The organism is Arthrobacter sp. Y3223166 (genome assembly GCF_059090935.1).
In genome coordinates, this window is record NZ_JBNHGE010000016.1 from 12,203 (window position 1) to 38,293 (window position 26,091).

General features: G+C 63.5%; 22 protein-coding genes. 19 read left to right on the forward strand and 3 right to left on the reverse strand.

Annotated elements, in window-relative coordinates; all coding sequences use genetic code 11:
* The first annotated feature begins 90 nt into the window (after positions 1-90).
* The 3 genes from AC5RUH_RS09320 (at position 91) to AC5RUH_RS09330 (ending at position 5,938) form a co-directional block, all read left to right on the forward strand.
* Positions 91-1,362 carry an aspartate aminotransferase family protein gene (locus AC5RUH_RS09320; RefSeq protein ID WP_494128438.1) on the forward strand — a complete coding sequence of 424 codons (1,272 nt, stop codon included), beginning with the start codon at positions 91-93 and terminating at the stop codon, positions 1,360-1,362.
* A gap of 8 nt (positions 1,363-1,370) precedes the next feature.
* The gene (locus AC5RUH_RS09325; RefSeq protein ID WP_494128413.1) at positions 1,371-4,385 is read left to right on the forward strand and encodes an FAD-binding and (Fe-S)-binding domain-containing protein; all 3,015 of its coding nucleotides are present in this window, start codon (positions 1,371-1,373) and stop codon (positions 4,383-4,385) included.
* 62 nt (positions 4,386-4,447) lie between these two features.
* Complete coding sequence (locus AC5RUH_RS09330; RefSeq protein ID WP_494128414.1) at positions 4,448-5,938, forward strand: NAD-dependent succinate-semialdehyde dehydrogenase; 1,491 nt, start codon at positions 4,448-4,450, stop codon at positions 5,936-5,938.
* A gap of 104 nt (positions 5,939-6,042) precedes the next feature.
* On the opposite strand, the gene AC5RUH_RS09335 is transcribed toward AC5RUH_RS09330, so the two are convergent.
* The gene (locus tag AC5RUH_RS09335; protein ID WP_494128439.1) at positions 6,043-6,696 is read right to left on the reverse strand and encodes a GntR family transcriptional regulator; all 654 of its coding nucleotides are present in this window, start codon (positions 6,694-6,696) and stop codon (positions 6,043-6,045) included.
* A 402-nt stretch (positions 6,697-7,098) separates the two neighbouring features.
* On the opposite strand from AC5RUH_RS09335, the gene torT reads away from it, so the two are divergent.
* The 10 genes from torT (at position 7,099) to AC5RUH_RS09385 (ending at position 17,549) form a co-directional block, all read left to right on the forward strand.
* Complete coding sequence (gene torT, locus AC5RUH_RS09340; protein WP_494000338.1) at positions 7,099-8,244, forward strand: TMAO reductase system periplasmic protein TorT; 1,146 nt, start codon at positions 7,099-7,101, stop codon at positions 8,242-8,244.
* 64 nt (positions 8,245-8,308) lie between these two features.
* A complete protein-coding gene (locus tag AC5RUH_RS09345; RefSeq protein WP_494014828.1) occupies positions 8,309-9,835 on the forward strand; it encodes a sugar ABC transporter ATP-binding protein in 1,527 nt (508 codons plus the stop codon).
* An 8-nt stretch (positions 9,836-9,843) separates the two neighbouring features.
* Positions 9,844-10,905 carry an ABC transporter permease gene (locus AC5RUH_RS09350; protein ID WP_494000340.1) on the forward strand — a complete coding sequence of 354 codons (1,062 nt, stop codon included), beginning with the start codon at positions 9,844-9,846 and terminating at the stop codon, positions 10,903-10,905.
* A gap of 23 nt (positions 10,906-10,928) precedes the next feature.
* Positions 10,929-12,308, forward strand: coding sequence for an acetyl-CoA carboxylase biotin carboxylase subunit (locus AC5RUH_RS09355; protein ID WP_494128415.1), 1,380 nt, complete (start codon positions 10,929-10,931; stop codon positions 12,306-12,308).
* A complete protein-coding gene (locus AC5RUH_RS09360; RefSeq protein WP_494000342.1) occupies positions 12,305-13,321 on the forward strand; it encodes a carboxyltransferase domain-containing protein in 1,017 nt (338 codons plus the stop codon). The genes AC5RUH_RS09355 and AC5RUH_RS09360 overlap by 4 nt, the downstream gene beginning before the upstream one ends.
* Before the next feature lie 10 nt (positions 13,322-13,331).
* Entirely contained in the window at positions 13,332-14,303 is a 972-nt protein-coding gene (locus AC5RUH_RS09365; RefSeq protein ID WP_494128416.1) for a 5-oxoprolinase/urea amidolyase family protein, read from the forward strand.
* Entirely contained in the window at positions 14,300-15,082 is a 783-nt protein-coding gene (locus AC5RUH_RS09370; protein WP_494074131.1) for a LamB/YcsF family protein, read from the forward strand. The genes AC5RUH_RS09365 and AC5RUH_RS09370 overlap by 4 nt, the downstream gene beginning before the upstream one ends.
* 46 nt (positions 15,083-15,128) lie before the next feature.
* Positions 15,129-15,803 carry a GntR family transcriptional regulator gene (locus tag AC5RUH_RS09375; protein ID WP_494022597.1) on the forward strand — a complete coding sequence of 225 codons (675 nt, stop codon included), beginning with the start codon at positions 15,129-15,131 and terminating at the stop codon, positions 15,801-15,803.
* 29 nt (positions 15,804-15,832) lie between these two features.
* Entirely contained in the window at positions 15,833-16,045 is a 213-nt protein-coding gene (locus tag AC5RUH_RS09380) for a biotin/lipoyl-binding carrier protein (RefSeq protein WP_494000346.1), read from the forward strand.
* Positions 16,046-16,223: 178 nt separating this feature from the next.
* A complete protein-coding gene (locus AC5RUH_RS09385; RefSeq protein ID WP_494000347.1) occupies positions 16,224-17,549 on the forward strand; it encodes an aminotransferase family protein in 1,326 nt (441 codons plus the stop codon).
* A gap of 84 nt (positions 17,550-17,633) precedes the next feature.
* Here AC5RUH_RS09385 and AC5RUH_RS09390 read toward each other — a convergent pair whose 3' ends face one another.
* Positions 17,634-18,293 carry a Type 1 glutamine amidotransferase-like domain-containing protein gene (locus AC5RUH_RS09390; RefSeq protein WP_494000348.1) on the reverse strand — a complete coding sequence of 220 codons (660 nt, stop codon included), beginning with the start codon at positions 18,291-18,293 and terminating at the stop codon, positions 17,634-17,636.
* A gap of 261 nt (positions 18,294-18,554) precedes the next feature.
* Between AC5RUH_RS09390 and AC5RUH_RS09395 the strand changes: the two genes are divergently transcribed.
* The 6 genes from AC5RUH_RS09395 to AC5RUH_RS09420 all read left to right on the forward strand — a co-directional run bounded on the left by AC5RUH_RS09395 (position 18,555) and on the right by AC5RUH_RS09420 (position 23,843).
* Complete coding sequence (locus tag AC5RUH_RS09395) at positions 18,555-19,247, forward strand: MSMEG_4193 family putative phosphomutase (protein ID WP_494128417.1); 693 nt, start codon at positions 18,555-18,557, stop codon at positions 19,245-19,247.
* A gap of 24 nt (positions 19,248-19,271) precedes the next feature.
* Entirely contained in the window at positions 19,272-19,823 is a 552-nt protein-coding gene (locus AC5RUH_RS09400) for a DUF3090 domain-containing protein (protein ID WP_494128418.1), read from the forward strand.
* Positions 19,823-20,590, forward strand: a complete 768-nt coding sequence (locus tag AC5RUH_RS09405) for an SCO1664 family protein (protein ID WP_494128419.1) — start codon at positions 19,823-19,825, stop codon at positions 20,588-20,590. Before AC5RUH_RS09400 ends, AC5RUH_RS09405 begins: the two co-directional genes overlap by 1 nt.
* A 248-nt stretch (positions 20,591-20,838) precedes the next feature.
* On the forward strand, positions 20,839-21,600 hold the full coding sequence (gene fabG, locus AC5RUH_RS09410) for a 3-oxoacyl-ACP reductase FabG (RefSeq protein WP_494128420.1): 762 nt from the start codon (positions 20,839-20,841) through the stop codon (positions 21,598-21,600).
* A complete protein-coding gene (locus AC5RUH_RS09415; protein WP_494128421.1) occupies positions 21,600-22,841 on the forward strand; it encodes an MFS transporter in 1,242 nt (413 codons plus the stop codon). The genes fabG and AC5RUH_RS09415 overlap by 1 nt, the downstream gene beginning before the upstream one ends.
* Before the next feature lie 51 nt (positions 22,842-22,892).
* Entirely contained in the window at positions 22,893-23,843 is a 951-nt protein-coding gene (locus AC5RUH_RS09420) for a 3-hydroxyacyl-CoA dehydrogenase NAD-binding domain-containing protein (RefSeq protein WP_494128422.1), read from the forward strand.
* A 600-nt stretch (positions 23,844-24,443) separates the two neighbouring features.
* On the opposite strand, the gene AC5RUH_RS09425 is transcribed toward AC5RUH_RS09420, so the two are convergent.
* Entirely contained in the window at positions 24,444-25,685 is a 1,242-nt protein-coding gene (locus AC5RUH_RS09425) for an AI-2E family transporter (protein ID WP_494025492.1), read from the reverse strand.
* Between the last annotated feature and the right edge of the window lie 406 nt (positions 25,686-26,091).

Consider the following 26,091-nt stretch of genomic DNA (forward strand, 5'->3'; position numbering starts at 1 on the left):
CTCCGCTCAAATCCGCGGTATCCCACCTCTGACACTAACTTGATCGACGATTGTTGACAATAAAATAATGTGACGCGCATCATGGGACGCATGGCCTCCCTTAGCCCTCTGTTGAAGCAGGCGACCCCACTGACAGTCGATCACGCCCTGGGCAGTTGGATCTACGCGACCGATGGAAAAACGTACCTTGATTTCACTACCGGCATCGGGGTGACGAGCACGGGTCATTGCCACCCGCGGGTAGTGGAGGCGGCCCGCGGTCAGGTGGGAAAGATCATTCACGCCCAGTACACCACGGTGATGCACAAGCCGTTGCTGGCGTTGACCGAGAAGCTTGGCGAGGTGCTGCCGGAAGGCTTGGACTCGGTGTTTTATGCCAATTCCGGATCGGAGGCGGTGGAGGCTGCGATCCGTTTGGCCAGAATGGCCACGGGCCGGCCAAACCTCGTAGTGTTCCAGGGCGGTTTCCATGGTCGGACGGTTGCGGCGGCTTCGCTGACCACCGCCGGAACGAAGTTCTCCGCAGGGTTCTCCCCGCTGATGTCGGGGGTGCACATGTCCGCCTTCCCCTACGCCTACCGCTACGGCTGGGATGAGGCGGCCGCCGTGGAATTCGCATTAAAGGAACTGGACTACCTGCTGCAAACCCGCACCGCGCCCAACGACACCGCAGCATTCCTGATCGAACCGGCCCTCGGCGAGGGTGGGTATCTGCCCACTCCGGCGGCGTTCCTGGAGGGACTGCGCGAACGTGCCGACCGGCACGGCATCCGGCTGATCTTCGACGAAGTCCAGACAGGCGTAGGCCGCATGGGCAAGTTCTGGGGGCACCAGTACTCCGCCGCCATCCCTGACATCCTCATCACTGCGAAGGGCATCGCCTCCGGATTTCCGATCTCCGCAATCGCCGCTTCCACCGAACTGATGTCCAGGGGCTGGCCCGGGTCCCAGGGCGGGACCTATGGCGGTAATGCGGTCTCTGCCGCCGCCGGCGTCGCCACCCTCGATGTCATTCGTGACGAAGGGTTAGTGGAAAACTCACGGATCCGCGGCGAGCAACTCCAGGCCGGACTAAAGGAAATCCAGGCCCGCGTCCCCGCCATTGGCGACGTCCGCGGCAAGGGCCTGATGCAAGGCATTGAATTCACCACCGAAGCCGGCGGCCCCGACGGCGCCACCGCGGCAGCAGTCCAACAGGCCACGACCCGCCACGGCCTGCTCACCCTCACGTGCGGGCCCGCAGGCAATGTCGTCCGACTGATCCCCGCCCTTATCGTCACCGCCGAAGAAATCGCCACCGGCCTCGAACGCTTCGAAAACGCCGTCGCCACCGTCACCGCGGCCGTTTCCTCGAAATATTGAGCCCACCCATGACGGATGCTGTTCGCTCCCCCGCAGGCCCGGCAACGGGCACCCGCCGAACAGGCGCACCGGATGCAGGCCTCCCCGCGGTGCTTGCACGCCTGGCATCCGCGGGCGTGGCTGCCGACGTCTCGCCACGCCGCGTGGCGGAATACTCCTATGACGCTTCCAACTACCGGGTACCCCCGCTTGCCGTGGTGTTCCCCCGGACGGTCGAGGACGTGCTCGCGGTCGTTGCTGCATGCCGGGAAACGGCAACCCCGCTGATCGGGCGCGGCGGCGGGACGTCCATGGCGGGCAACGCCATGGGCCCAGGCGTGATACTTGACTTTTCCCGCCACATGAACGCGATCCACGAGATCGACGAGGTGGAGGGCACCGTGAGCGTCGAGCCCGGCGTCGTGCTCGCGGTCCTCTCCCACGAGGTGGAGAAAACCACCGGTGACCGGTTCACCTTCGCCCCGGACCCGTCCTCCAAGAACCGTGCCACCGTGGGCGGCTCGCTGGGCAACGATGCGTGCGGCAACCACTCCGTTCGCTACGGCCGGATCTCCGACCACGTCGTGGAGATTGACGTCGTCACTTCGGATGGCGCGCGCCTGACGGCCACGGCCGGCGGGCTGCGTGCCACAGATCCCGGCGACAACGACTCCGCAGCGCGCGCGGGTGCACTGACCGCCTCCTTTAAAGACTTGGCCCGCAGTCACCTGTCCGAGTTCCGCCTGGAACTCGAACGGATCCGACGTCAAGTCTCCGGCTATCATCTGGCGCATCTTCTTCCGGAAAACGGGTTCAATATCGCCCGAGCCCTCGCGGGGTCCGAGGGGACCTGCGCCATCATTGTCGGCGCCCGGATGAAGCTTGTGCCTAAGCCGGCCAGCGCCCTGCTGGTGTGCCTGGGTTATGCGGACATAGTCGACGCGGCTCGGGACGTCATGACCATCCTGGAGTTCTCCCCGGCTGCCGTCGAAGGTATCGATGAGGCGATCGTGGACACCATGCGCTTCCGCCGCGGCAAGGGCTCGGTGACGGGTTTGCCCACAGGCAAAGCCTGGCTGTACGTGGACCTCGACGGCGGGAATCCGCACCAGGTCAGGGCGGAAGCTGACCGACTGCTCGCCCGACTCAGGGAAAACGGCCGCTTGGTGGATGGGCACGCCGTGCCGGACCTGCAGGAGCGAGCCGCTCTTTGGCGTGTCCGCGAGGACGGCGCCGGGCTCTCAGCCCGCCTCTCCACCGGTGGAGAATCCTGGCCAGGATGGGAAGACTCTGCAGTCGCACCCGAGAACCTTGCGGAGTACCTCTCAGACTTCCGCGACCTTCTGGGCCGCTACGACCTGACGGGCGTAATGTACGGACACTTCGGTGCCGGCTGCATGCACATCCGGATCACCTATGACCTGCGCACCCCAGCCGGCCGCCGCGTCTTCCGCGACTTCACACAGGAAGCTGCCCGGCTGGTGGTCCGCCACGGCGGTTCGCTCTCCGGCGAACACGGCGACGGCAGGGCACGATCGGAACTGCTGCCCCTGATGTACTCCCCGCGCCTGCTGGCGGCCTTCGCCACGTACCGGCGCACCTGGGACCCGGCAAGAATCCTCAATCCCGGATCCCTCACCGATCCTGACCCCCTGGACGTCAATCTGGCGCTCCAAGGCATTCCCGAGCGGCATTGGCGCACGAGCTTCGACCTGCGCCCGGTCAGCGCCGGAGGCGGAGCGACCGCCGAAACCGACACCCCCGGGACCTCCACCGGCAGCGGTACAGACCCATGGGTCCACGCGCTTCAAAGCTGCATAGGCGTGGGACGGTGCCGCACGGACGCGGGCGGCGTAATGTGCCCGAGCTACCGCGCCACGAAGGACGAGAAGGACTCCACCCGGGGCCGGTCCCGGGTACTCCAGGACATGGTCCGCGGCGCCCGCACCGTGGAGGAAGGCTGGAAGTCCGAGGAGGTCCGCGAGGCGCTTGATCTCTGTCTTTCCTGCAAGGCCTGCTCCACCGACTGCCCCACGGGCGTCGACATGGCCACCTACAAATCCGAATTCTTCTCGCACTACTACAAGGGCAGACTCCGCCCCATTTCCCACTTCTCCCTGGGCTGGCTGCCCCGCTGGCTTAAGCTCACCGGCCGCTCCGCGCCTCTGGTCAACGCCGTGATGTCCACCCCGCTGGCGAAGGTCGCCTCCGTCCTGGGCGGGCTGACCACCCGGCGTGCGATGCCACGTTTCGCCGGAGCCGGCGAGTGGCGTCGCGAAGTAGCAGCCGCCGGCATCGGTCCGGCAACCGACCACAGCGGCGGCCTTGCTCCGGATGAACACGGCGTGGTGCTTTTCGTGGACACCTTCACCCGCGGCTTCCGGCCGGAGGTGGCCGGTTCCGCTGCCCGCGTTCTGGCCGGCTCGGGCTCCGTGGAATGCTCAGCCGAGTCCTGCTGCGGCCTGACCTGGATTTCCACCGGCCAGCTGGACACCGCAAAAAAGCACATGGCCTCGGCAGCGGAGGTTTTGGATGACGGGACCGATCGGCCCATCGTGGTGGTGGAACCCAGTTGCGCGGCGGCGCTGCGCAAGGACCTGCCCGAGCTGGTCCACACGGAACGGGCCCGCCGGGTTGCCGCCCGGGTGCGAAGCTTTGCGACGTACGTCGACGAGCTGTCCAATGCCGGATGGAAACCAGCGCCGGCCCGCCCCCTTCCAGAACAAGTGGTACTGCAGACGCACTGCCACGAATACTCGGTCTTCGGAGCCGGTGTCCAGCGCTCGGCACTCAGGGCCGCGGGCGTCAAGAGTGTGGTGGATGCGCCCGGCTGCTGCGGCGTGGCCGGAAACTTCGGCTTCGAGAAGGATCACTACGGCATCAGCATGCTGGTTGCCGAGCAAGCGCTGGCCCCGGCCCTGCGTCAGACCGATTCCTCTTCGGTGATCCTTACTGACGGATTCTCCTGCGCCATGCAGGTGAAACAGATCGATGGCTCCCGGCCGGGTCGTCACCTGGCCCAACTATTGGACCCCGGCGAATGAGCAGCATTGATTTCCCAACGCAACGCCGGCCACAACACCTCCAACCAAGAAAAGGATCGCTCATGAGCATTCAGTCAGCCGGCTCCCGAACGTCACAAAAGGCGCTCAACGCCGTCGCAAAGGTCAGCACGAACCTCTACATTGACGGGGAGTGGACCGAAGCATCGTCCGGTGCCCGGTTCGATGTCGTCAATCCTGCCACCGAGGAAGTCATCGCCAGCGTCGCCGACGGGGGCCCCGAAGACGCGCGCCGGGCGATCGAAACCGCCGGCCGGGTCCAGAAACAGTGGGCCAAGACCCCGCCCCGGGAGCGCAGCGAAATCCTGCGCCGCGCGTTCGACCTGATCATGGCCCGCCAAGACGAACTGGCATTGATTATGACCACGGAAATGGGAAAACCCTTGGCCGAGTCAAGAGGCGAGGTGGCGTACGCCGCCGAGTTCTTCCGTTGGTTCTCGGAGGAAGCCGTCCGCATTAGCGGAGATCTGACCACCAGCGGCGACGGCAAGAACCGCATCCTCGTCTCGAAGGAACCCGTTGGACCCTGCGTCTTGGTCACGCCCTGGAACTTTCCACTGGCGATGGGCACCCGGAAGATCGCCCCTGCCATTGCGGCCGGCTGCACCATGGTCTTCAAGCCTGCCAACCTCACTCCACTGTCTTCGCTGGCACTGGCGGACGTCCTGGCAGAGGCTGGCCTGCCCAAGGGTGTGCTGAACCTGGTCACGACCTCCAAAGCCTCCGAGGTGGTCACCCCATGGATGGAAAGCGGCATTGCCCGAAAGGTTAGCTTCACCGGGTCCACCGGCGTGGGCATCCGCTTATTGGAGCAGGCTGCCAAAAACGTCATGCGTTCTTCCATGGAACTGGGCGGGAACGCCCCTCTCATTGTGTTTGATGACGCGGACTTGGACCGCGCCGTTGAGGGAGCTTTCGCCGCAAAGATGCGCAACATGGGTGAAGCCTGCACCGCCGCCAACCGGATCTTCGTGCAGCGCTCCGTGGCCGCTGACTTCTCCGTCCGCCTCGCCCAGCGGCTGAGCGCCTTGAAGGTCGGTGACGGCGCAGTGAGCGGCACGGACGTCGGCCCGCTCGTGGAGGAAAAGGCTCTCAACAAGGTCCAGGAACTTGTGGACGACGCCGTTTCCAAGGGCGCCAAGGTGGTCTGCGGCGGCTCCCGCCCGGAGGGCAGCGGCTACTTCTACTCCCCAACAGTGCTTGCGGACGTCGGCCCCGACGCCGCGCTGATGAACGAAGAAATTTTCGGCCCGGTGGCGCCCGTCATCCCCTTCGACGCCGAAGACGAGGTGGTGCGGTGGGCGAACGACACCCCTTGGGGCCTTGCCAGCTTTGTGTTCACCCAGGACCTGGACCGCGCCTTCCGCGTCGGCGAGGGTCTGGAGTCGGGCATGGTCGGCCTTAACACGGGCATCGTTTCGAATCCGGCGGCGCCGTTCGGCGGCATCAAGGCCTCCGGTCTGGGCCGCGAGGGCGGGCGCGTGGGCTTGGATGAATTTCTGGAGATCAAGTACATGGCCATCCCGCGGGTCTAGGGATTGGCAACCTCGTCCCACGACGCCGCCTCGCGAATGGCTCCCCCACTCATCGGCGGGAAATATGGAAGGTGAGGGAGCACTGGCGCAACCCGAGGGGACGGCTAGGGGATCAGCCGCATCAGTGCGTCCTCCATGTGTTCGGCCATCAGCTTCTCGGCGAGGTCTGAATCTCCCCTGGAGATGGCTTCCGCGATGCGTTTGTGCTCGGCGATGCGCTTGTCGGCGGTAGCGTACGTGCTTTTCAGGGCATTGAGGCACATCCGTGTTTCCGTCAGGAGAGTGTCGTGCATCTTCTTCAGGCGAGGGCTGCCGGCGAGCTCAACCAGGAGGGCATGGAAGCTCATGTCCGCTTCGGTCATGGCTTCGCCGCGGGGGCTTTCCGCCGCATCCTCCATGGCATGCACGGCTTTCATTAGCCGGGCCGCGCTGTCCTCCGGGTTTGTGCTGACCAGGCGGCGGATGGCGGCTGCTTCCACCGCGGTTCGGGCCAGGTAGATGTCCCGAAAATCGTCCTCGTCCATACTGACGACGAAGAGGCCCCTGTTCCGGTAACTGACGAGCAGCCCTTCCTGGGTGAGCCGCTGCATGGCCTCCCGCAGGGGCCCCCGGCTGACCCCCAGTTCTTTGGCAAGCTCGGCTTCACCGAGTTGGAGGCCTGGAGCGAAATCACCTCGGGCGATTGCATCGCGGATACGGCGGGCAATAATGGCCGGCGTAGACTCCTGCACTATCGGGTCGAGCACTCCCCTTTTCATCCTGATTTCCATCCTCGCTGCCATTGAGCCCCACCAACTCGTTCTGGTCGAACCCGAAACCATCGCTGTCCATGTCAGATGTCTTTAGTCGACAATTGCATAGTTTACTCCGTAGCCCTGAGTTGGCCCGGAAAGCCTGCCGGTCGGCGCGAAGAAAGCGCGATTGACAGGGGTCCACCCGGCCGGCCCGGCGAGACCTGAAGCGCTCGCGATAGGTGCGGCAGGTCCAGGCCGTCCTTCAGCACTGAACTTCAAGCGATGCAGAAACAGCGCGAAAAGTGTTGATGTGATCCCCGTCACGGACTATGCTGGCAACACCCGCTGCAGATTGTGTACAAAAGGCAATCGACTTAATCGGCCTCTGCCGGGCGGGCCTTCGGCTATCGGCGCTGGGAGAAACACATGAAGCTAAACAGGAAAGCCAACACCATCGGCGCGCTTGCACTGGCCGCCACCTTGGCGGCAACCGGGTGCGGGGCAATGGGAGGCTCCGGAGACGGGCAGACCGGGGAAGCCACGGGCACCGGTTCCGCGGAGAACTGGACTACGCCCGCCCTCAATACGGCTCTGAACGGCAAGACGACGGAAACCACCTATGAGCCCATTGCAAACGACAAAATTACCAAGCAGTGGAAGATCTGCGTCCTGTTCCCTCACATGAAGGATTCCTACTGGGCCGCCACGAACTACGGGACGCTGATCGAGGCACAGAGGGACAAGGTTGAGTACAGCATGTTCGAGGCTGGAGGCTATACCAACCTCGACAAGCAGCTAAGCCAGATGCAGGACTGCATCAACGGCGGCTACGACGCGATCGTTCTGGGCGCCATCAACGCAACGGGCGTATGCCCCCAGGTGGCCGCCGCGCTGGAAAAGAAAATACCGGTGGTGGACTTCATCAACGGTACGGACTGCCCCGAGTCCAAGGACAATCCCCTCTTCTCCCACGCGCTCGTGAGCTTCCATGATCTGGCAGTGACGACGGCCGAGTACATCATCGATGACACCAAGGGGTCACCCGCCCTGGTGGGTTTCTTCCCCGGGCCGGAAGGCGCCGGATGGTCCGATGCGGCAGTCAAGGGTTTCCAGGACACCATCAAAGGAACCAACGTCAAGATGGCGGAGATGCGGCGCGCCGATCCGGGCCTGGAGATCCAGCAGAACCTCATTGAGGACACCCTCAAGGTCCATCCCGACATCACCCACATCGTGGGAGTTGATATTGCTGCCGAAGCCGGTGTGAATGCGGTGCGGAACGCCAACATGACGGGAAAAGTTGACGTCTACGCCTTCGACATCATCCCGCCCGTGTACGACGCGATCGTGGCCGGCGACGCCGTAGGTTCGCCAACGGACTTCACCACCATCCAGGGACGTATGGCCGTTGACCAAGCCGTCCGCATGCTGGAAGGCGAGAAGCTGGAGGCGCCCACCTCCGGACCGGTGCCCAAGATGATCACCCAGGAGAACGCCGCCGACGTGCCCTACAACGAGATGTTCGCGCCGCGGGACTTCAAGACGGTGACGAGCTGGACACCGAAGAGCTGATTCATCCACGCGGGGCCGGGCCCCGCGTGGGTTCCCGGTTCGTGGGCACTCGCATCTGAAGGGAGTGAAGCTGGCATTGGAACAGCATCCGATCGTTGCACTTGGCAATATCGTCAAGACCTTCGGGCCCGTGAGGGCACTCAAAGGGATGTCCCTCGACCTTTACCCCGGCGAAGTACACATCCTGCTGGGCGAGAACGGCGCGGGAAAATCCACGCTTGTGAACATCCTCCTCGGTAACTACCAGCCGGACAGCGGCACCATTACCGTCCGCGGCTCGGACGTCGCCCACCACTCACCGGCGAATGCCCGGAAACTGGGCATCAACGTCGTCCTGCAGGATTTCAGTTTGGCTCCAACGCTGTCCGTCACCGAGAATCTGTTCCTCGGCCGTGAGGTGAAAACCTTTGGGTTCGTGAACCGCACCAAGATGCGGGCCATTGCCCGGGAGAAGGTCGGCCAGCTTGGGGCAGCCATCGACCCGGACGCTGAGGTTGGGACGCTGCCAAGGGCCGAACAGCAGCTCGTGGAGATCACGAAAGGGCTGCTCGGGACACCGGGCATCCTCCTTCTCGATGAGCCCACGGCTGCCATCAGCGAACGGGAAGCGGACCGGCTTTTCCGGATCATAGACCGGCTCCGGGACGAGGGCTGGGCGCTTCTCTACATCACCCACCGGATGGAGGAGGTCCGGCGCCTGGGCGACCGGGTCACCGTGATGCGGGACGGCACCTTCATTTCGACCCATACCCTCGACCAAGTTTCCGAAGAGCAGTTGATCACCGACATGGTCGGCCGGGAGCTCGCGGCCGTCTATCCGGAAAAGGCCGAAACCAAGGGTGAACCCCTGCTGGAGATCGAGGATGCATCCACGGCCGACGGCAAGGTCGCCCATGCATCCCTTCGGGTGTGTCGGGGTGAGATTGTCGCCGTGGCCGGGCTCGTGGGTTCGGGCAAAAGTGAACTCGCAAAGGCCGTCCTCGGTCTCATCCCCCTGTCCAGCGGTTCCGTCTCGGTCAACGGCAGGAAATTCAGTCGCCCCAACCCCCGCCAGATGATCCAGGCGGGTATCGGCTTCATGCCGGAGGACCGCAGGCGGGAAGCCCTGGCGCTTGACCTCAGCGTTCAGGAGAACATTGCTCTTGAAGTCAACCGGATTAAGAAGTACAGCACGCTGGGGCTTATCCACGGAGCACGGATCCGTTCCCTCGCGCAGGCACTGGCCGAGCGGCTCGATATCCGGCCGCGGTCCGTAACTGCCGAGGCCCGGGCCCTGTCGGGCGGCAATCAACAGAAGGTCGTTCTGGCCCGCGCCCTGACACGGGAACGGAAGGTTTTCGTGGTGGCCGAGCCTACTTCCGGGGTGGATGTCGGGGCCCGCCAGGAGATATATGCCAATCTCCGCAAACTGTGCAGTGACGGTGCCGGCGTCCTCATGGTTTCCTCCGACCTCGAGGAGGTCGTCGGACTTGCCGACCGGGTCTATGTGATGAACGGCGGGCGCGTTCAGGCCGAGCTCGTTGGCAACCAAATCACAAACGAAGCCGTTGTCGCTGGTGCCTTTGGGCATGCAGTAGGCGCATCAGCATAAGGACTGCCATGTCAACAACCGAAGTCAAGGGCCCGGCGACCGCCGTCCGAGGTACCAAGAAACCAAACCGCCAGTTCTGGCTCAGGTTTTTCAGCAGCGTCGGACCGCTGCCGCCGCTGCTGATCGTCATGGTGGTCGTCTTTGCCGTGGCAAACGACCGCTTCTTGCAGCCCGACAACCTGCTATCCGTCTCCCAGCAATCCGTCACGCTCCTACTGATTTCCCTGGGACAGATGCTGGTACTGGTAACGGGCGGATTTGATCTGTCCGTAGGGGCAACCGTCGCGCTGTCTTCCATCGTGTCTGCCACGATGATGCAGAAAGTCTATGGCGGCATACCGGAATTCTCAGGCCAGTCCATGATCATGGGTTTCGTCGTCTGCATCGCAGTCGGACTGGTCGTCGGGATGGCCAACGGCCTCGGCGTGGCTTTCCTGAAGGTCAACCCGTTCATCGTGACACTTGCCACCGCCACCATCGTCACGGGCATCACGCTGGTCTACAGCGGGGGCGCCACCGTGTCCGGCCTGCCGAGGGACTACATAGTCGGCCTCGGGTCAGGTTTCACCCTGGGCATACCCAACCTGGTTCTCGTAGCACTGCCGATCCTGGCAATTGTTTTCGTCGCACTGAAATGGACAACGTTCGGCCGCCACCTGTATGCCATCGGCGGAAATGCCCTGGCAGCAAAAACCGCGGGCATCCAGGTGCGGCGGAACCTGATTGCCACCTACATCATCTGCGCCGTTCTGTCCTCTATCGCGGCCTACCTCCTGACTGCCCGCAGCGGCTCAGGGCAACCGACCTTTGGGGGAGCATTCGCGCTTCAATCCATCACCGCGGCCGTCATCGGCGGCGCCTCGCTCCAGGGCGGCCGCGGCGGCGTCGGCGGCACTGTCCTGGGCGTCATCTTCATCATGCTGCTGGGCAACGGAATGAACTTCATGCGGCTCGATACCAACATGCAGAGCATCGCCCTGGGGTTGGCGCTCGTTCTCGCGGTCCTTGCAGACCGCTTCCGCGCCTCGGCCAAGGCGCGCCTCATCGCCAAAGGAGTCGTCAAATCATGACCACGCCGTTATTTGAATCCCTCTTGGTCACCAACCGCGGCGAGATCGCCCGGCGCATCATCCGCACAGCGAACGCCCTGGGAATCCGGACCATCGCCGTCTGCTCGGATGTGGACACAGAGCTGCCCTTCGTAAAGGAAGCCTCGGAATTTTTCTCCCTGGGTCCGGCCAATCCTGCCGAATCCTACCTGAACGTCGACAAACTGATGGAAGCAGCCCGTACCGTCCGGGCTTCGGCCATCCACCCTGGCTACGGTTTCCTCGCCGAAAATTCCGGCTTCGCCCGGCGGGTTATCGAAAGCGGCATCACGTGGGTGGGACCTTCACCGGACTCCATGGACATGGTGGCGGACAAGATCAACGCCCGCAACCTGATGCAGGCCGCAGGCGTGCCGGTGGCCACAGGATCGGCCGAACCGGTAAGCGACGCCGCTGAGGCAGTAGAGATCGCCAATTCTGTCGGCTACCCGGTCATCGTTAAACCATCCGGAGGCGGCGGTGGCATCGGAATGATAGTCGCCGACAATGACGAAGACCTGCGGGCAGCCTTCGACACTGCACGGTCGCGTGCAGAGCGCTTTTTCGGGGACTCGCGGATCCTCATTGAACAGTTCATTCAACACGCCCGCCACGTCGAGGTCCAGATCCTCGGACTCGCGAGCGGCAAGGTGATAGCGCTCGGAGAGCGGGACTGCTCGGTCCAGCGCCGTCACCAGAAGGTCGCCGAGGAGTCGCCGTCGCCGGGCATCACACCGGAACTAAGATCCCGCATGCTGGACGGCGCGGTAAGAGCGGGGACTGCTGTCGGTTATCGCAATGCCGGTACGGTCGAATGCCTGGTCGATCCAGTGCGGCAGTCTTTTGTTTTCCTGGAGATGAACACCCGGCTGCAAGTGGAGCATCCTGTCACCGAAGCCGTGTTCTCCATCGACCTTGTCGAGGAACAACTCCGCGTAGCCGCCGGCCAGGACGTCAGCTTCGACGCCGGCAACCTCCAACCGACAGGACATGCCATCGAGATGCGGATCTATGCCGAAGATCCGCAACGCTTTCTGCCGTCGCCCGGGCTCATCAGTGAGTGGACGGAACCCGCAGGAGAAGGTGTCCGCATCGACAGCGGCTATGCAGCCGGCAATACCGTGACCACGGCCTACGATCCGCTCCTGGCAAAACTCATCGTTTGGGGGCAGGACCGGGAAGAAGCACTCGCACGTGCCGGATCCGCCGTCGAAGCCTTCCAGGTGGCCGGGCTAAAAACCAACCTTCCATTTTTCCGGATGCTTCTCAACGATCCGGCCTTCAAGTCGGGCCGCTACAGCACCGGCATCGTGACCGAAGTCCAGCACCGGGCCGCCGAATCAAAAGCACGGGGCGAAACAGGTCAGGAGGAGCACGCACGATGAAGCCGCACGAGGTTTCCAAACAGTACATCTCGGAACGCTGGGCAGGAGTTCCGTCCGCACTTTACGAGCGCCGGGCGGCCACCGATGGCAAACCCGCGCTCACGTACCGCCTCGCCGGCGACAGTTACCTCCTCGCCGAGTTCGGTGACATGCATTTTGACCTGAACCTGAACTTCTTTGTCCACAACATCAACACCGAGGTGAACCGGTCCCGCCCACCTGGACTGGTCGAAACATCCCCCGGTTTCCGTTCCATACTGCTCTCCTACAACCCGGCGGAAACAAACGTGGCGAACCTCGTTTCGGCATTGGACGAGGCCTATGACAACGCAGCCGGTACGGAAAACCTGGTCCTTCCCAGCCGACGAGTGAATCTTCCTGCCGCGTTTCACGATTCGACCTCCAAGGAAGCCGTTGCCCGCTATGTGCGCAGCATCCGCTCCGACGCCCCCAACTGCATGAACGATAACAACGTCGATTACACGATCGCCTACAACGGGCTTCGGGACGTCGACGAGCTGGTCGAAGTCGTCACCGGGACCGACCTCTGGGTCGGATTCATCGGGTTCTTCCCCGGGCTGCCCTTCACGTTTCCTTTGGATCCGCGGAAGGTTCTCTTCGCGCCCAAATACAACCCGACCCGTACCTGGACAGCGGAAGGAGCTATCGGCCTGGGCGGACCGTGCTACTCGATCTACCCCGTGGAATCGCCTGGCGGATACCAACTGCTCGGCAGAACCCTGCCCGTGTACGACATCCAACAGCGCAACCCTGCTTTCGCCCAGTCGCCTCTGCTGCTGCGCCCCTGCGACCGGGTCAGATTCCATGCCGTTTCCGAGCAGGAACTGACCGATTCCTTCGAAGCCGTCCACCGGGGCGAATACGTCTACGACATACAGGACGAAGACTTTGACGTCGCCGGCTATAACGCCTGGTGTGCTTCGCTCGTGGCCGAGGCCGCAGACTTCACCGCCAAGCGGGACACCGCTGCCGCCGCAACCGCCGTCCCGTGAGGAGCCACGTATGTCCATTGAAGTTGCGCAACCCGGCATCCAGACAACCGTCCAGGACTGGCCTGGACGAATCGGAATGCTGTCACGCGGTTATTTCCCCGCCGGTCCGATGGATGATTTCGCGTTCCGGCTCGGCAATGTCGCCGTCGGCAACAGCCCCGACGCTGCGGGCCTGGAAATCACACTGGGCAAGACCAAATTCCGGTTCCGGTCCCCCGCCACGGTGGCCGTAACCGGCGCCGCAGGTGAAGTGACCGTCGACGGAAGCCCGGTGCCACAATGGGCTGCCGTTGACGTTCCCGCGGGTGCCGAACTGAAAATCGGTTTGGCGTCATCCGGGTTCAGGTTTTATCTGGCGGTAAGAGGCGGAATCGATGTCCCCCAAATCCTCGGTTCCCGGTCCACCTACACCATGGGTTCACTCGGAGGAGTGGAAGGACGGGCGCTCGTCAAGGGAGACGTCCTGGACATCGGAAGCTCGGATACCTCATCCATAGCGGAACTGCCGCAGGAACGGATCCCCGAGTATCGGCACGACTGGGAACTGGAAGTAGTGCCAGGGCCATTTGCCTCACCCGAGTTCTTCACGGAAACGGACGTACAAAACTTCTTTGCTCGCTCTTGGACGGTTGACCAGAATTCAAACCGTACCGGTATCAGGCTGGACCCGGTGAGGTTGCAGTGGGCCCGGCCCGACGGCGGGATTGCCGGCGGACATCCATCCAACATCCTCGACACCGGCTACCCTGTCGGCGGAATCAACCTCAATGGTGACACTCCCGTGATCCTCGGACCTGACGGGCCCACGTCCGGCGGCTTCGTCGTCTTCGGAGTCGTGCCGAAGGCGAGCCTATGGAAAACCGGCCAGATGCGGCCGGGGACCGACAGGATCCGGTTCAAGCCCATTTCCATCGACGACGCCTATGCATTGGATGAGGAACGTTCGATGCTCATGTCTGCAGCAGGAGGAACCGGAAAATGAACACAGCCATCGAAATCAACTGCGACATGGGAGAAGGTTACGGCCGCTGGCGCTTCGCGCCGGACGAGGAGTTCATGCCCTATATCAGCGCCGCCAACATCGCCTGCGGCTTCCATGCCGGGGACCCAAGAACCATGCGCCGCACCGTCCGGGCGGCGGTCGACCAAGGCCTCCAGATCGGAGCGCACGTCGCGCTGCCGGACCTTCTGGGCTTCGGACGACGACGAATAGCGGTCTCGGCAGAAGAGCTTCAGGACTACACGCTCTATCAGATTGGCGCCCTGAAGGGCTTCGTGGAGGCTGAAGGGGCGAAACTATCGCATGTGAAACCGCACGGGGTCATGTACCTGATGTCGCTGGAGGACGAAGAGCTGGCCGAAGCTGTCATCGCGGCGGTCGCCGAAATAGACAGCTCCCTGCCTCTCTACTGCTTCGACAAGCGCCACACGGAGCTCGCCGCCCGCTACGGCGTCCGGTTGGTCCAGGAAGGATTTGTCGACCTCGGCTATGACGACGCCGGCAACCTCCTTATCGAGCGGGAAAAGCTCGCTTGGGACCCGGCACTCGTCTCCTCACGTGCGATCAGGTTCGTGCGGGAAGGGAAAGTAGCCACCGTCTCCGGGCGGGATCTTGAAATCTCCCCGGAAAGCATTTGCCTGCACGGGGACGCGCCGAACTCAGTGGAGGTTATCCGCACGGTCTGGCAGTCCTTGCAGGATGCCGGCATATCTGTGCGTCCGTTGACGGAAGCCGAAAACGCGGCGCCGGCACCGGACTGATCCCGGTGTGCATCGAGCTGACCGCCGGATAGGTAGGAGCAACGAGTTGAGTGAGCCTGTACTGGAGCCGATCCTCATCGACGGGACGGTGGACACCATTGTCAACCGGCTGCGGGGCGCGATCGAAAAGGGCGCCTACAGGCCCGGCCAACAGCTGCGCGAAACCAGTCTTGCCCGGCAGCTGAACGTCAGCCGTTCGCCGGTGCGCGAAGCAATGCAGCGGCTCATACAGGAAGGCCTCCTGCACCGGGTACGCAACCGCGGGGTTTTTGTCCTGGAACTGTCCGAGGCGGATATGGATGACATATCCGTCGCCCGCCATTCCGTTGAAAAGGCAGCAGCCGAGGAGCTGGCGAAGAATCCAAGGAAACAGATTTTCGATGAACTTCGCAGCATCGTCGTCGACATGAAGGAAGCCTCGGAAAGAGGTCATCCGTGGTCGGATCTGGTCGACTTGGACCTGGCGTTCCACACGGTCTTGGTCGGGAGTCTCGGTAACAAACGCCTCACGGTTTTCTATCAGACCCTCCTCACTGAAACGCGCCTGTCGCTCATGATGCTGGAGAACCTGTATCCCCATCCGGAAGAGATAGCGGCCGAACACCAGGAGCTCTTGGCAAACGTGGAAGGTGGAAACATTGAGGACCTAGACGAGCAGATTAAGAAACACATGGACCACACGGGCCAGCGCCGCCGGTCCACGACGAACACAACACCTTAAAGGCCGGGCTATTCGAGGAGGAACAAAAATTGAGCGAAGTACGGTCGGATCTGGCTGCCAACGTTTGGAAAATCCTCGTGGCGCCGGGAGCGTCTGTTGAGGAAGACGAAACCATCATGATCCTCGAATCCATGAAAATGGAAATTCCGGTTGAAGCGCCCGAATCGGGTGTTGTTGCGGACATCTCCGTGTCCGAAGGAGACGCGGTCACGGAAGGGCAGCTGCTCGCCGTCCTCGATTAACCGGCGCGGCACATGCCGCAACCGGATGTTCAAGTGCAATTTCACCTGAACGAAAGCTGGCTCCGCGCCTGACTCCCGCAACCGATGCAAAATCGGGGGCTGCCGACGAGGTACAGGGCAGTCCGGCGGTGTCTTCTACATGGAATCGCCCCCTATTGGCCTGCCTAGGAGAAAAACAATGGCTACCGACGCAACCGTTCTTGATCCGGCAAACCCTACCAAGCTCGTTGGCGAGTCACTGTGGAGCGCCCAGGCGCACATGCCCTCGGTTCTGCAACGCCGCATCGTCATTACCGAAGGCCACGGCGCATACCTGACCACCTCGGACGGCCAGCGCCTGCTGGATGCCACCGCCGGACTGTGGCACGCAAACATCGGCCACGGCAGGGAATCAGTGGCGAAAGCGGCCTATGACCAGATGTGCAAACTGGAGACTTACCACGTTTTTGGCCGGTTCTCGAACGATGTGGCACTCTCCCTCGCCGACCGGCTCGTGGCCCTGGGGCCGATCCCGGACGCCAAGATAATTTTCAACAGCGGCGGGTCTGACTCCGTCGACTTGGCCTGCAAGATTGCGCGGCGCCATTGGCAGCTTGAGGGCATGCCGGACAAGAAAACCATCCTCAGCCGTACTTACTCGTACCACGGGCTCCACGCCTTTGGCACCAGTATCGCCGGGCTTGATTTTAATAGGGACGGCTACGGGACGGATTCCCTCGTCCCCGAGACGGCCCTCGTTCCGACCAACGATCTGGAAGGCGTACAGGCAGTCGTCGACGACATCGGGCCGGAGAATATTGCCGCCATCTTCACCGAGCCAATCATAGGGACCGGTGGGGTGATTCCGCCTGCCCCCGGTTATCTTGAAGGCCTGCAGCAAATCGCCCGGAAGAACGACATTCTTCTAATCGTCGATGAAGTCATCACCGGATTCGGCCGGGCAGGCTTAATGTTCGCCTCCGAAAGGTTCCATCTCGAGCCCGACATGATTCTGCTGGCCAAAGGAATAACATCCGGCTACGCCCCGCTGGGCGGGGTCCTCATATCCAACCGGATCTGGGGACGGTTCTATCAGGGACAGGACGCCCCCGTATCGAGGCACGGCATGACGTACTCGGGGCACGCCACAGCTTGCGCAGTTGCACACGCCAACCTCGACATCCTCGAGAACGAAAATCTCGTTGCGCGGGCCTTGGAACTGGAATCCGTCCTCGATAAGGCCCTTGCACCTCTTGCCTCGCATCCTCTCGTGCAGGAAATCCGCAGCGGCGTTGGATTTCTCGCCGGCGTCCAGCTCGCAGACCAGGCGGACGCCGAGGCTGTGGCCAACTCATGCATCGACAACGGCGTCGTCGTGCGGCCCCTGCGCGGCAACACCCTCCAAATCAGCCCGCCGTTCGTCGTGAGCGACGAGGACGTTCACTTGATCGCGAAGACCATCGGGCAGGTTCTGGACGCACGCACCAGTACCCGGCCGGCATCACCAGAGCTGTCGGGAACATGATGTTAAACCGATAGTCCTTCGCCGATTGCTGTTCGTCCCGTCCCTGGGCAAAAGCCACGCGACCTCACAAATGCTGGGCACTTATCACTCGAACCTCTTCCACTGTCCTTCGGAAACCACCTCGACGGAGCCGTCGACGACCTTGATCGCTGTCTGTTCGTCGATGGCGTAGGCAGGGGCGCCTATGTCGGCGGCCCACCGCTCTGCGTGGGCCAGGGTGTTGCTCGGGAAAGCGTTCAGGTGCGGAAAGATTGAAAATTCCACCACCCCCAGAGTCCGGTCATCCGGAGCGGACGGCCACTCAACGAAGACTTCCCCGATCCGGGGCGTCATCACCATGCTTCCGGCACTCACTCCCACCCACACCATGTCGGGAAGTGACGGGAGCAGTTCGGCCAGCCCGGACTCCCGCACCCAATGGGACAGGTACGTCGCCTCGCCGCCGTCGACCAAGAGCACGTCGGCCTCCCGAAGCCACGGGACCCACCGATCCGCGCCAATGGTGGGCAGCGCGGTAAGCTCGAGAACCCCGAGCGACGCCCAGCCCAGGCCGGACAAATGACGGAAGTCATTCTCGGCGGCCAGGAGGTTCCGCACCGATGCCGGTCCGCACAGCGGGTGACCCCACTGCGCTGTCGGGATGACCAGGGCGCGGCACTGCGACACCGGCTTGTCGAGAAGCTGCACGAGCGCAGAGTGAATGCTCGGGTTCGTCACGCCGCCAGAAGTCAGCAAGAGCTTCAACGTGCCTCCAGAGTCCCCGCGTGGATGGTGAATGTGCCCGGAGCCGTGGGAACCGGCTGGAACTCACCGACAGATCCGGTAAGAACGCCCGTCTGCTGCCCGGACCTTCAATAGGTACACACCCAGTCAAACTTTGTCCACAGTTCGACGTGGACGCAGACCTCAGGTTGGTCTGTCCATTCATGAAAGCGTTATTGGTCTGTTCGACGCGCGACCCTCTGCGGCTCACACCGCCGTCGAACGGGTGGTTAGGCTGGGTGGATGGCGACAGTCCTCCTCGTGCGGCACGGCCGCACCACAGCCAATGCCACCGGCCTGCTGGCCGGTCGGGCCGGCGGCGTCTGCCTCGACCAGGTCGGGCGGGATCAGGCGGCCCTGACCGGAGACCGGCTCGCGGCGGTGCCCGTAGTCGGGGTGGTGTCGAGCCCTCTGGAGCGTTGTCGGCAGACCGCGCAGTTCATCCTCGACCGCCAGGCTGGCTCGCCGTACGCGCCGGTCGACCTAGACCTCACCGAATGCGATTACGGCGAGTGGCAGGGCCGCACGATCAGTGATCTTGAGACCGAGGAATTGTGGCCGGTCGTGCAGTCGCAACCGTCCGCCGTCGTCTTTCCCGGCGGTGAATCCCTGGCCTCGATGCAGGCTCGGTCGGTGGCAGCGATTCGACGCCACGATGCAGCCTTCGAGACGGAATACGGGCCAGGGGCCGTGTGGGTGGCGGTGAGTCACGGTGACATCATCAAGTCGATCCTCGCCGACGCGCTCGGCATGCACCTTGACCTGTTCCAGCGAATCACTGTGGGCCCGGGGTCCGTATCAATCGTGCGTTACGGCGTTAGTCGGCCAAGCGTCTACGCGACCAACACCGACGCCGGTGATCTGTCGTGGCTGTCGAACGGCATTCGCTCTGCCGATGCGCCGGTGGGCGGCGGTGCAGGGCAGCAGGAGCCATGAACCTCATGTGCCTAAAATACTGACATGCCTGCACGTGTTCACGAGTTCGCCTGGCCCGATCGGGTCGTCGTTGGCACCATAGGCCTTCCGGGGGCGCGTACGTTCTATCTGCAGGTGCGTGCGGGGACGCAGATCGTGAGTATTACCCTGGAGAAACAGCAGTCGGCCCTGCTCGCAGAGAAGATCGACGAAATTCTCGACCAGCTCATGGCCCTCGAAGGCAACCCCTTCAGCGTTCCCGCGAGTACTCCAACTGAGCTCGTTGACAATGATCAGCTTGAGGCAGTTCAGGAGCAGTTTCGCACCGGCTCCATGAGCTTAGGTTGGGACCCGACGACCGCGCAGGTCGTGATAGAGGCCTACCCCATCACCGACGTCGATGCCGACGACGACGAATCGCTTGATGAGGGCGGGGCTCAGGCGGCCGAAATGCTGCTGGTGCGCATGCCGGTCGGCACCGCCCGCGCATTCACCAAGCGCACCCGTGAGATCGTGGGCGCCGGACGTCCGACGTGCCCGCTCTGCGGCTTCCCCATAGACGCCGACGGGCACACCTGTACCCTTCCCGAGGCCTGATGCCGGCGCCGGACCTGGTGACCGCCGAGCTGACGCTCACCGGACGCATCACGACGGCTTCAAACGCTACATTTCTGGGCAGCATCGGCGACGTGGCCGTGGTCTATAAGCCGATAGCGGGGGAAAGTCCGCTGTGGGATTTTCCCCACGGCACCCTGGCTCACCGGGAGGTGGCCGCCTACTTGGTCTCGCAGGCCTTCGGCTGGGACATCGTGCCGCACACCTGGCTGCGCGATGGTCCGTTGGGCGAAGGAATGGTACAGCTCTGGCAGGAGCAAGACCCCGCCCAAAGCGCCGTGGACCTGGTCGCGGCGGACCAGGTGCCGGAGACGGGCTGGAGACACGTTCTCAAGGGTCGAGATGATAACGGACGGATGGTCGCCCTCGTTCACGAAGACTCGCCGGCGCTGAGACGCATGGCGGTGTTCGACATCATCGTCAACAACGCCGACCGCAAAGGCGACCACATTCTTGCCATGACGGACGGACACCGGCACGGCGTGGACCATGGGCTGACCTTTCATCGTGACCACAAGTTGCGCACGGTGCTGTGGGGATGGTTGGGAGACGCTCTAACCGCCGAGGAACGCGACGGCATAGACCGTGTCAGCGAAGGACTGCACGGCGGGCTGGGCCGAAACCTGGCAGACCTGCTCAGCGCCGAAGAAATCACATCGCTCGCCGCGCGCTGCGCCAAGTTGCGCTTGGCAGGGCGGTTTCCGGCTCCGAGCGGTGAGATGTCCGCGGTGCCCTGGCCGCTGTTCTAATTCGTAAATCAGCGAAGCACAAGTGTTGCGTCCACTCGCCGCCAGCCTGGTTGAGACAACGCTGCCTCCGGGGCAAAAGGTTTTAAGGATTCCGCCTAATCTGTCTACTCCCTCACATTAGTTGACACGTCAACCTTCACGGGCCCATGGTAGATGCATACGCATATAAGTTGCGTCTCGGACACTGACGAGGTCACTACCCCACCCGCCTTTGTCCCCGCCTGGTAAATCACCACAAGGAGAAGACAATGTCGCAGCGCGTTCTGGTCACGGCCGGAGCAAACGGAATCGGCCTGGCCATCGCCAAGGCCTTCGCCGCCACAGGTGCACACGTGCACATCGCGGACATTAACGCCGACGCCGTAGCCGCGGTTACCGCGGAGTACTCCAACATCAGCGGTTCGGTGGTCGATGTCAGCGCCCCGGAGGCCGGGAAGGTGCTCGCTCAAGACGTCAACACGAGGCTCGGCGGTTTGGACGTGCTGGTGAACAACGCCGGCATCGCCGGCCCCACCGCCCCTGTCGACAAGTACGATGCGAACGCCTTCGCCGCCGTCGTAGGTGTGAACCTGCAGGGCACGTTCAACGTCACGCAGGCGGTCATCCCGCTGCTCAAGCGGTCGGAGGCCGCCTCGATCATCACAATGTCGTCGCTGGCCGGCCGCTTTGGCTACCCGAACCGGGTTGCCTATTCCACTACCAAGTGGGGCCTGGTCGGTTTCGCCAAGACCCTGGCCTTGGAACTGGGCCAGTTCGGCATTACCTCCAACACCATCCACCCGGGCGCCGTCGACGGCCCGCGCATCATGAGCGTCTTCGAAGGCCGCGCTGCGGTCTCCGGCCGTACCGTGCAGGAGGAGATCGACAGCGCGATGGCCAACCAATCGGTCAAGCAGTTCATCAACCCCGACGACATCGCCCAGCTGGTCCTCTTCCTCGCCGGACCGCACGCCCGCACCATCTCGGGCCAGATGTTCCCCATCGATGGCGACTCCAAGGCGGCCGTCTGATGAGCACCACTTCCCAATCCCAATCCACACAGGCAGCCCCGGTCCGGAAACCCTGGCGGGGGCGGATTCTCTACTTCGTCGGCCTGATCCTCATGGCGTTTTCCCTGCGCCATGCGGTGACCGGCATCTCGCCGATCCTGGGCCGGATCCAGGACGACGTTGCCCTCGGTACCACTGGCGCGACGATCCTCGGCATGCTGCCCACGATCGCCTTCGGCGTCGCCGGTTTCGTGGCCCCGGTCTTCATCCGGCGCCTCGGCCCGGCGAAGATGGCCGTGGTGGCCATGGCCCTGGGCGTCCTCGGCACCGTGCTGCGGGTGATCGGGGATTCGGCCATCGGGTTCCTAGCCTTCGGAGCGATCGCCCTGTTCGGCATGGGCATCGGCAACGTGGTCGGCCCGCCGCTGGTCAAGCGGTACTTCCCGGACCGGCAGGGCACCGCCATGACCGTGCTGACCCTCATGACCCAGGCCGGAGCCACCGTCCCCGCCATGCTCGCGGTCCCCATGTCTAACGCCGCCGGCTGGCGGGCCTCGGTCGCCTCCTATGCCATCCTCATGGTGCTCGCCGCACTCCCGTGGATCCTGGCCGCCGTGCGCTCCGGACGCCAGGACACCGCGACCCAAGGAACCGGCACGGGCCCCGCAGCGCAGAAGGTCGGCATCGCCAAGCTGTTCACCAACCCGATCTCTCTGGGCGGGGCTATCTTCTACGGCATGGCCGCGTTGAACACCTACGCCATGCTCGCGTGGCTGCCCACCATCTTCCAGGCCCAGGGCCTCGATGAGGCGGGCGCGGCCGGAATGTACTCCATCTACACGTTCCTGACCCTGCCGATGGCCCTGATCACCCCGATCATCGCCACCCGCATGAAGAACCCGTTCTGGCTGGGCATCCTCTTCCCCGTGGCCTCCATCATCGGCTACACCGGCATCATGGTTGCTCCCGGCGCGGCCGGGCTATGGGCCGTCATCGCCGGCATCTCCGGCGGCGCGTTCCCGTTCGCGATGGTCATGTTCAACCAGCGCACCCGGACCCCCGAGGGCTCTTCCACCGTCACCGGATTCAGCCTGGGCATCGGCTACGCCTTCGGCACCGTCGGCCCCTTCCTCGGCGGAGTGCTCTCGTCCCTATCCGGAGGGTGGACGCTCCCGCTCCTGGTCTTCATCGCGGCCGCAGTGGTCATGATCGTCGCCGCCAAGATGCTCACGAGCAAGCGGATCTTCGAGGACATCCGGTAGCACCCGGACAAGCAGCCTCACAAACAAGCAGTACCTGAAAGGACAATCACCATGAGCATCACAAGCAACTCCAACCGGACGATCGCCGTCGTTGGAACCGGCGTCATCGGCGCCAGCTGGGCCGCGTACTACCTGGCTCAAGGATTCACGGTCGTCGCCTCTGACCCCGCAGACGGGGCCGAGGACCGACTGCGCCGCTGGGTCGAGGACTTTTGGCCAGCCCTGGAGACCATCGGCCTGGCCGAGGGTGCCACCAAAGACAATCTTCGGTTCACCGCCTCGATCACCGAGGCCGTGAGCGGCGCCGAGTTCATCCAGGAGAATGGACCGGAGCGTCTGGAGGTCAAGCACGCCATGCTGGCCCAGATCGAAGCCGGCGCCAGCGACAAGGCCATCATCGCGACCTCCTCGTCCGGGCTGCTGATCACAGACGTCCAGCAGGGCATGCAGCACCCCGAGCGCATGGTCCTCGGGCACCCGTTCAACCCGCCGCACCTGATCCCGCTGGTCGAAGTGCTCGGCGGTCGGCAGACCTCGCCCGAGACCGTGGACCGGGCCCTGGCCTTCTACACCGAGATCGGCAAGAAGCCCATCCGCATCAACAAGGAAGTGCCCGGCCACGTAGCCAACCGCCTCCAGGTCGCCCTGTGGACCGAGATGTTCCACCTGGTCTCTACCGGGGTGACCAGCGTCGAGGACATCGACACCGCCATCTCCTACGGCCCCGGCCTAAGGTGGGCACTGCTTGGCCCCTTCCTCAACCTGCACGCCTCCGGCGGCGACGGCGGCATCACCCACGTCCTCGAGCACATCGGCCCGGCCCAGCGCGAGTGGGCCAGGACCCTGGGCACCTACCCGGAGACCGACGACTACATCCCCGTCATGGCCGACGGCGTCACGCAGGAGCTCGACGGTTACGACTGGTCACAGACCCTGAACCAGCGCGACCAGCTCCTCATCGACCTCATCGTCGCCAAAAACGCGAAGCCCCAGATCCCCTGACCAAGGGCGGTCCCGGACAGCCAACGCGTTGGCTCCCACCGGCAGCTGCCGATTAAACGGCGATTCAAATTCCGCCTGCTGATCCGGCCCGCACATTGCTGCGGAACGGAAGCCCATGAGCTTCCGTCCCGCAGCAATCTGCTCCCCCAGCTCCCCCATCGACCACGAAGCCGGAGGGCACCGCATCAGTGGCGGCCGCCCACACACCAGGCAAGTAGCAGGTCAGGTCCTTGCCTTGGCGGGAGAAGAACGCGGTGCGTTCCCTGGACCGACGTTAGGCTGCAGAAACCGGGCGTCACAGATATTCGAGGTGGCGGAGCTGATTGTCCGCCGCCTGCTGCCGCTGGCCGCCGACGGACTGGCCGATCTTCGTGTGGGCCCGGATCTGATCGACAGGTACGTGGAGATCCTGCGCGCCCGCGCCTAGACGGAACAGAACGGCGCCAGCTGGCAGATCAAGACCCTGCGGCTGTTTGTAGGAGGCTGGCTGGACCGTCCGGCAGCGCAGGCCGAGATGACGCGGCAGAATTCGCACAACATGCATACCAACGAGGCGGTGCACACCTGGCCGCTGGAGGGTGCGGCGGGTTAGGTCTGCGGTTAGCCCTGCGCGCCTGCCACGGTTGCCTCGGCTTCCGGCCGGCTGCTGTTAGAACCGTCTACCTCTGCTTCCCCTTCCGGTTGGACGGGGAAGACCACGTCCCGCAGATAACGCAGCACCACAATTCCCACCGCTGTTGTTGGTACCGATAGGAAAGCTCCGACGATGCCGAACAGGGTGCCGCCGACTGTTACCGAGGCCAGCACCACGGCCGGGTGGATCTTCAGCTTAGTTCCCACCAGGAACGGCTGCAGCAGGTTGCTCTCCAGTTGCTGGACCACAATCACCACGCCGAGCACGATCAGGGCCGTGACCCAGCCGTGGGAGATCAGGGCGATCAGGGCGGCGAGCAAACCTGTTGCCACCGCACCGACGACGGGGATGAAGGCCGCGATAAAGATCAGGATGGTCAGCGGCAAGGCGAGCGGAATGCCCAGGATGAAAAGGGCGGCGCCGATGAAGACAGCATCGACCAGGGCGACGGCGGCCTGCGCCGCGATGTAGCCGGACAGAGTCTGCCAAGCCCGGGAGGTCACGGCGGCGGCGTGTACGTAGACCTTGGCGTCCGTCCATCGGCTGGTCCAGGCGAGGAAGCGGTCGCCGTCTTTGAGGCAGAAGAACGTGAAGACCAGGACCAGCACAAAGATGATGGTGCCCGAAGTGATGGCCCCCAGTCCGGTGGTGATCCCGGAGGCGATGTCTCCGGCGTGCTCGCGGATCTGGGATACCGCGCTGTCCATCAGGGAATTCAGGTCCGCGTTTTCAAGATTGAACGGTGGCCCGGCCAGGAACTGGGTGATCTGCCCGAGGTTTTCGCGTGCCTTCCCGGCCAGCCCCGCGGTTCCCGAGGCCAGCGACGGAATTACCAGTATCAGCACTCCGACGACGGCAGCCAGCGCAGCGAGCACGGTGACAAAGGCCGCCAGCGCCTTGGGCATGAGGCGGCGGGCCAGGCGGTTCACCGGCCACAGGATGCTGGCCAGCAGCAGGGCCAGGATCGTCGGGAAAACCACCGACCACAGCGAACGGACCAGCCACCAGGCCAGCACTAAACCGATAGCGATGACAACGGCCCGTCCAGTCCACAGAGCCGTGCGGTCAACGCCGGCGGCGAAAATCCCGCGCGGTTCCTGCGGCTTCACTCCGGGTCCGGTGGCGGATTCCACCGCCTCGGGATCAGCCTTGAGAGTGCTCGACACCGAGCGAGCGGTCGATGCCTGACGCTTCGGAATAAATCGCATGCTTCCTATCCTGCCCCACTTGGGCAACTGATCCCGCGCCCACACCACAGGCCATGCCGCAGATTCAACTTGGCAGGCATCGTGCGTGGACCGTTCCGATGGGATGGCTCCGCGGTACTTGAAGATTGCCGGGAAATGGCATGGCCACAACCTACGGGGTGCGTCTCCGGGACTGGGTAGTGCTGTCCCTCTTAGGTAGCGCGCGCCGCCGCAGGAGCACCGACATGGCGACAATAAAGAAAAGGATGTACAGCCATGCGGGGATTAGCCGCGCCCAGACGGGGGCGGATACGAGGATCAGAATCAGATTCGCCACGGTCAGCCCGAGTAGACAGATCGCAAAGGGCCACCACAGGGGGTCCGGCTTCCATGTCGCCATGCCCCGAGCCTAAACCTGAGGAGGAGG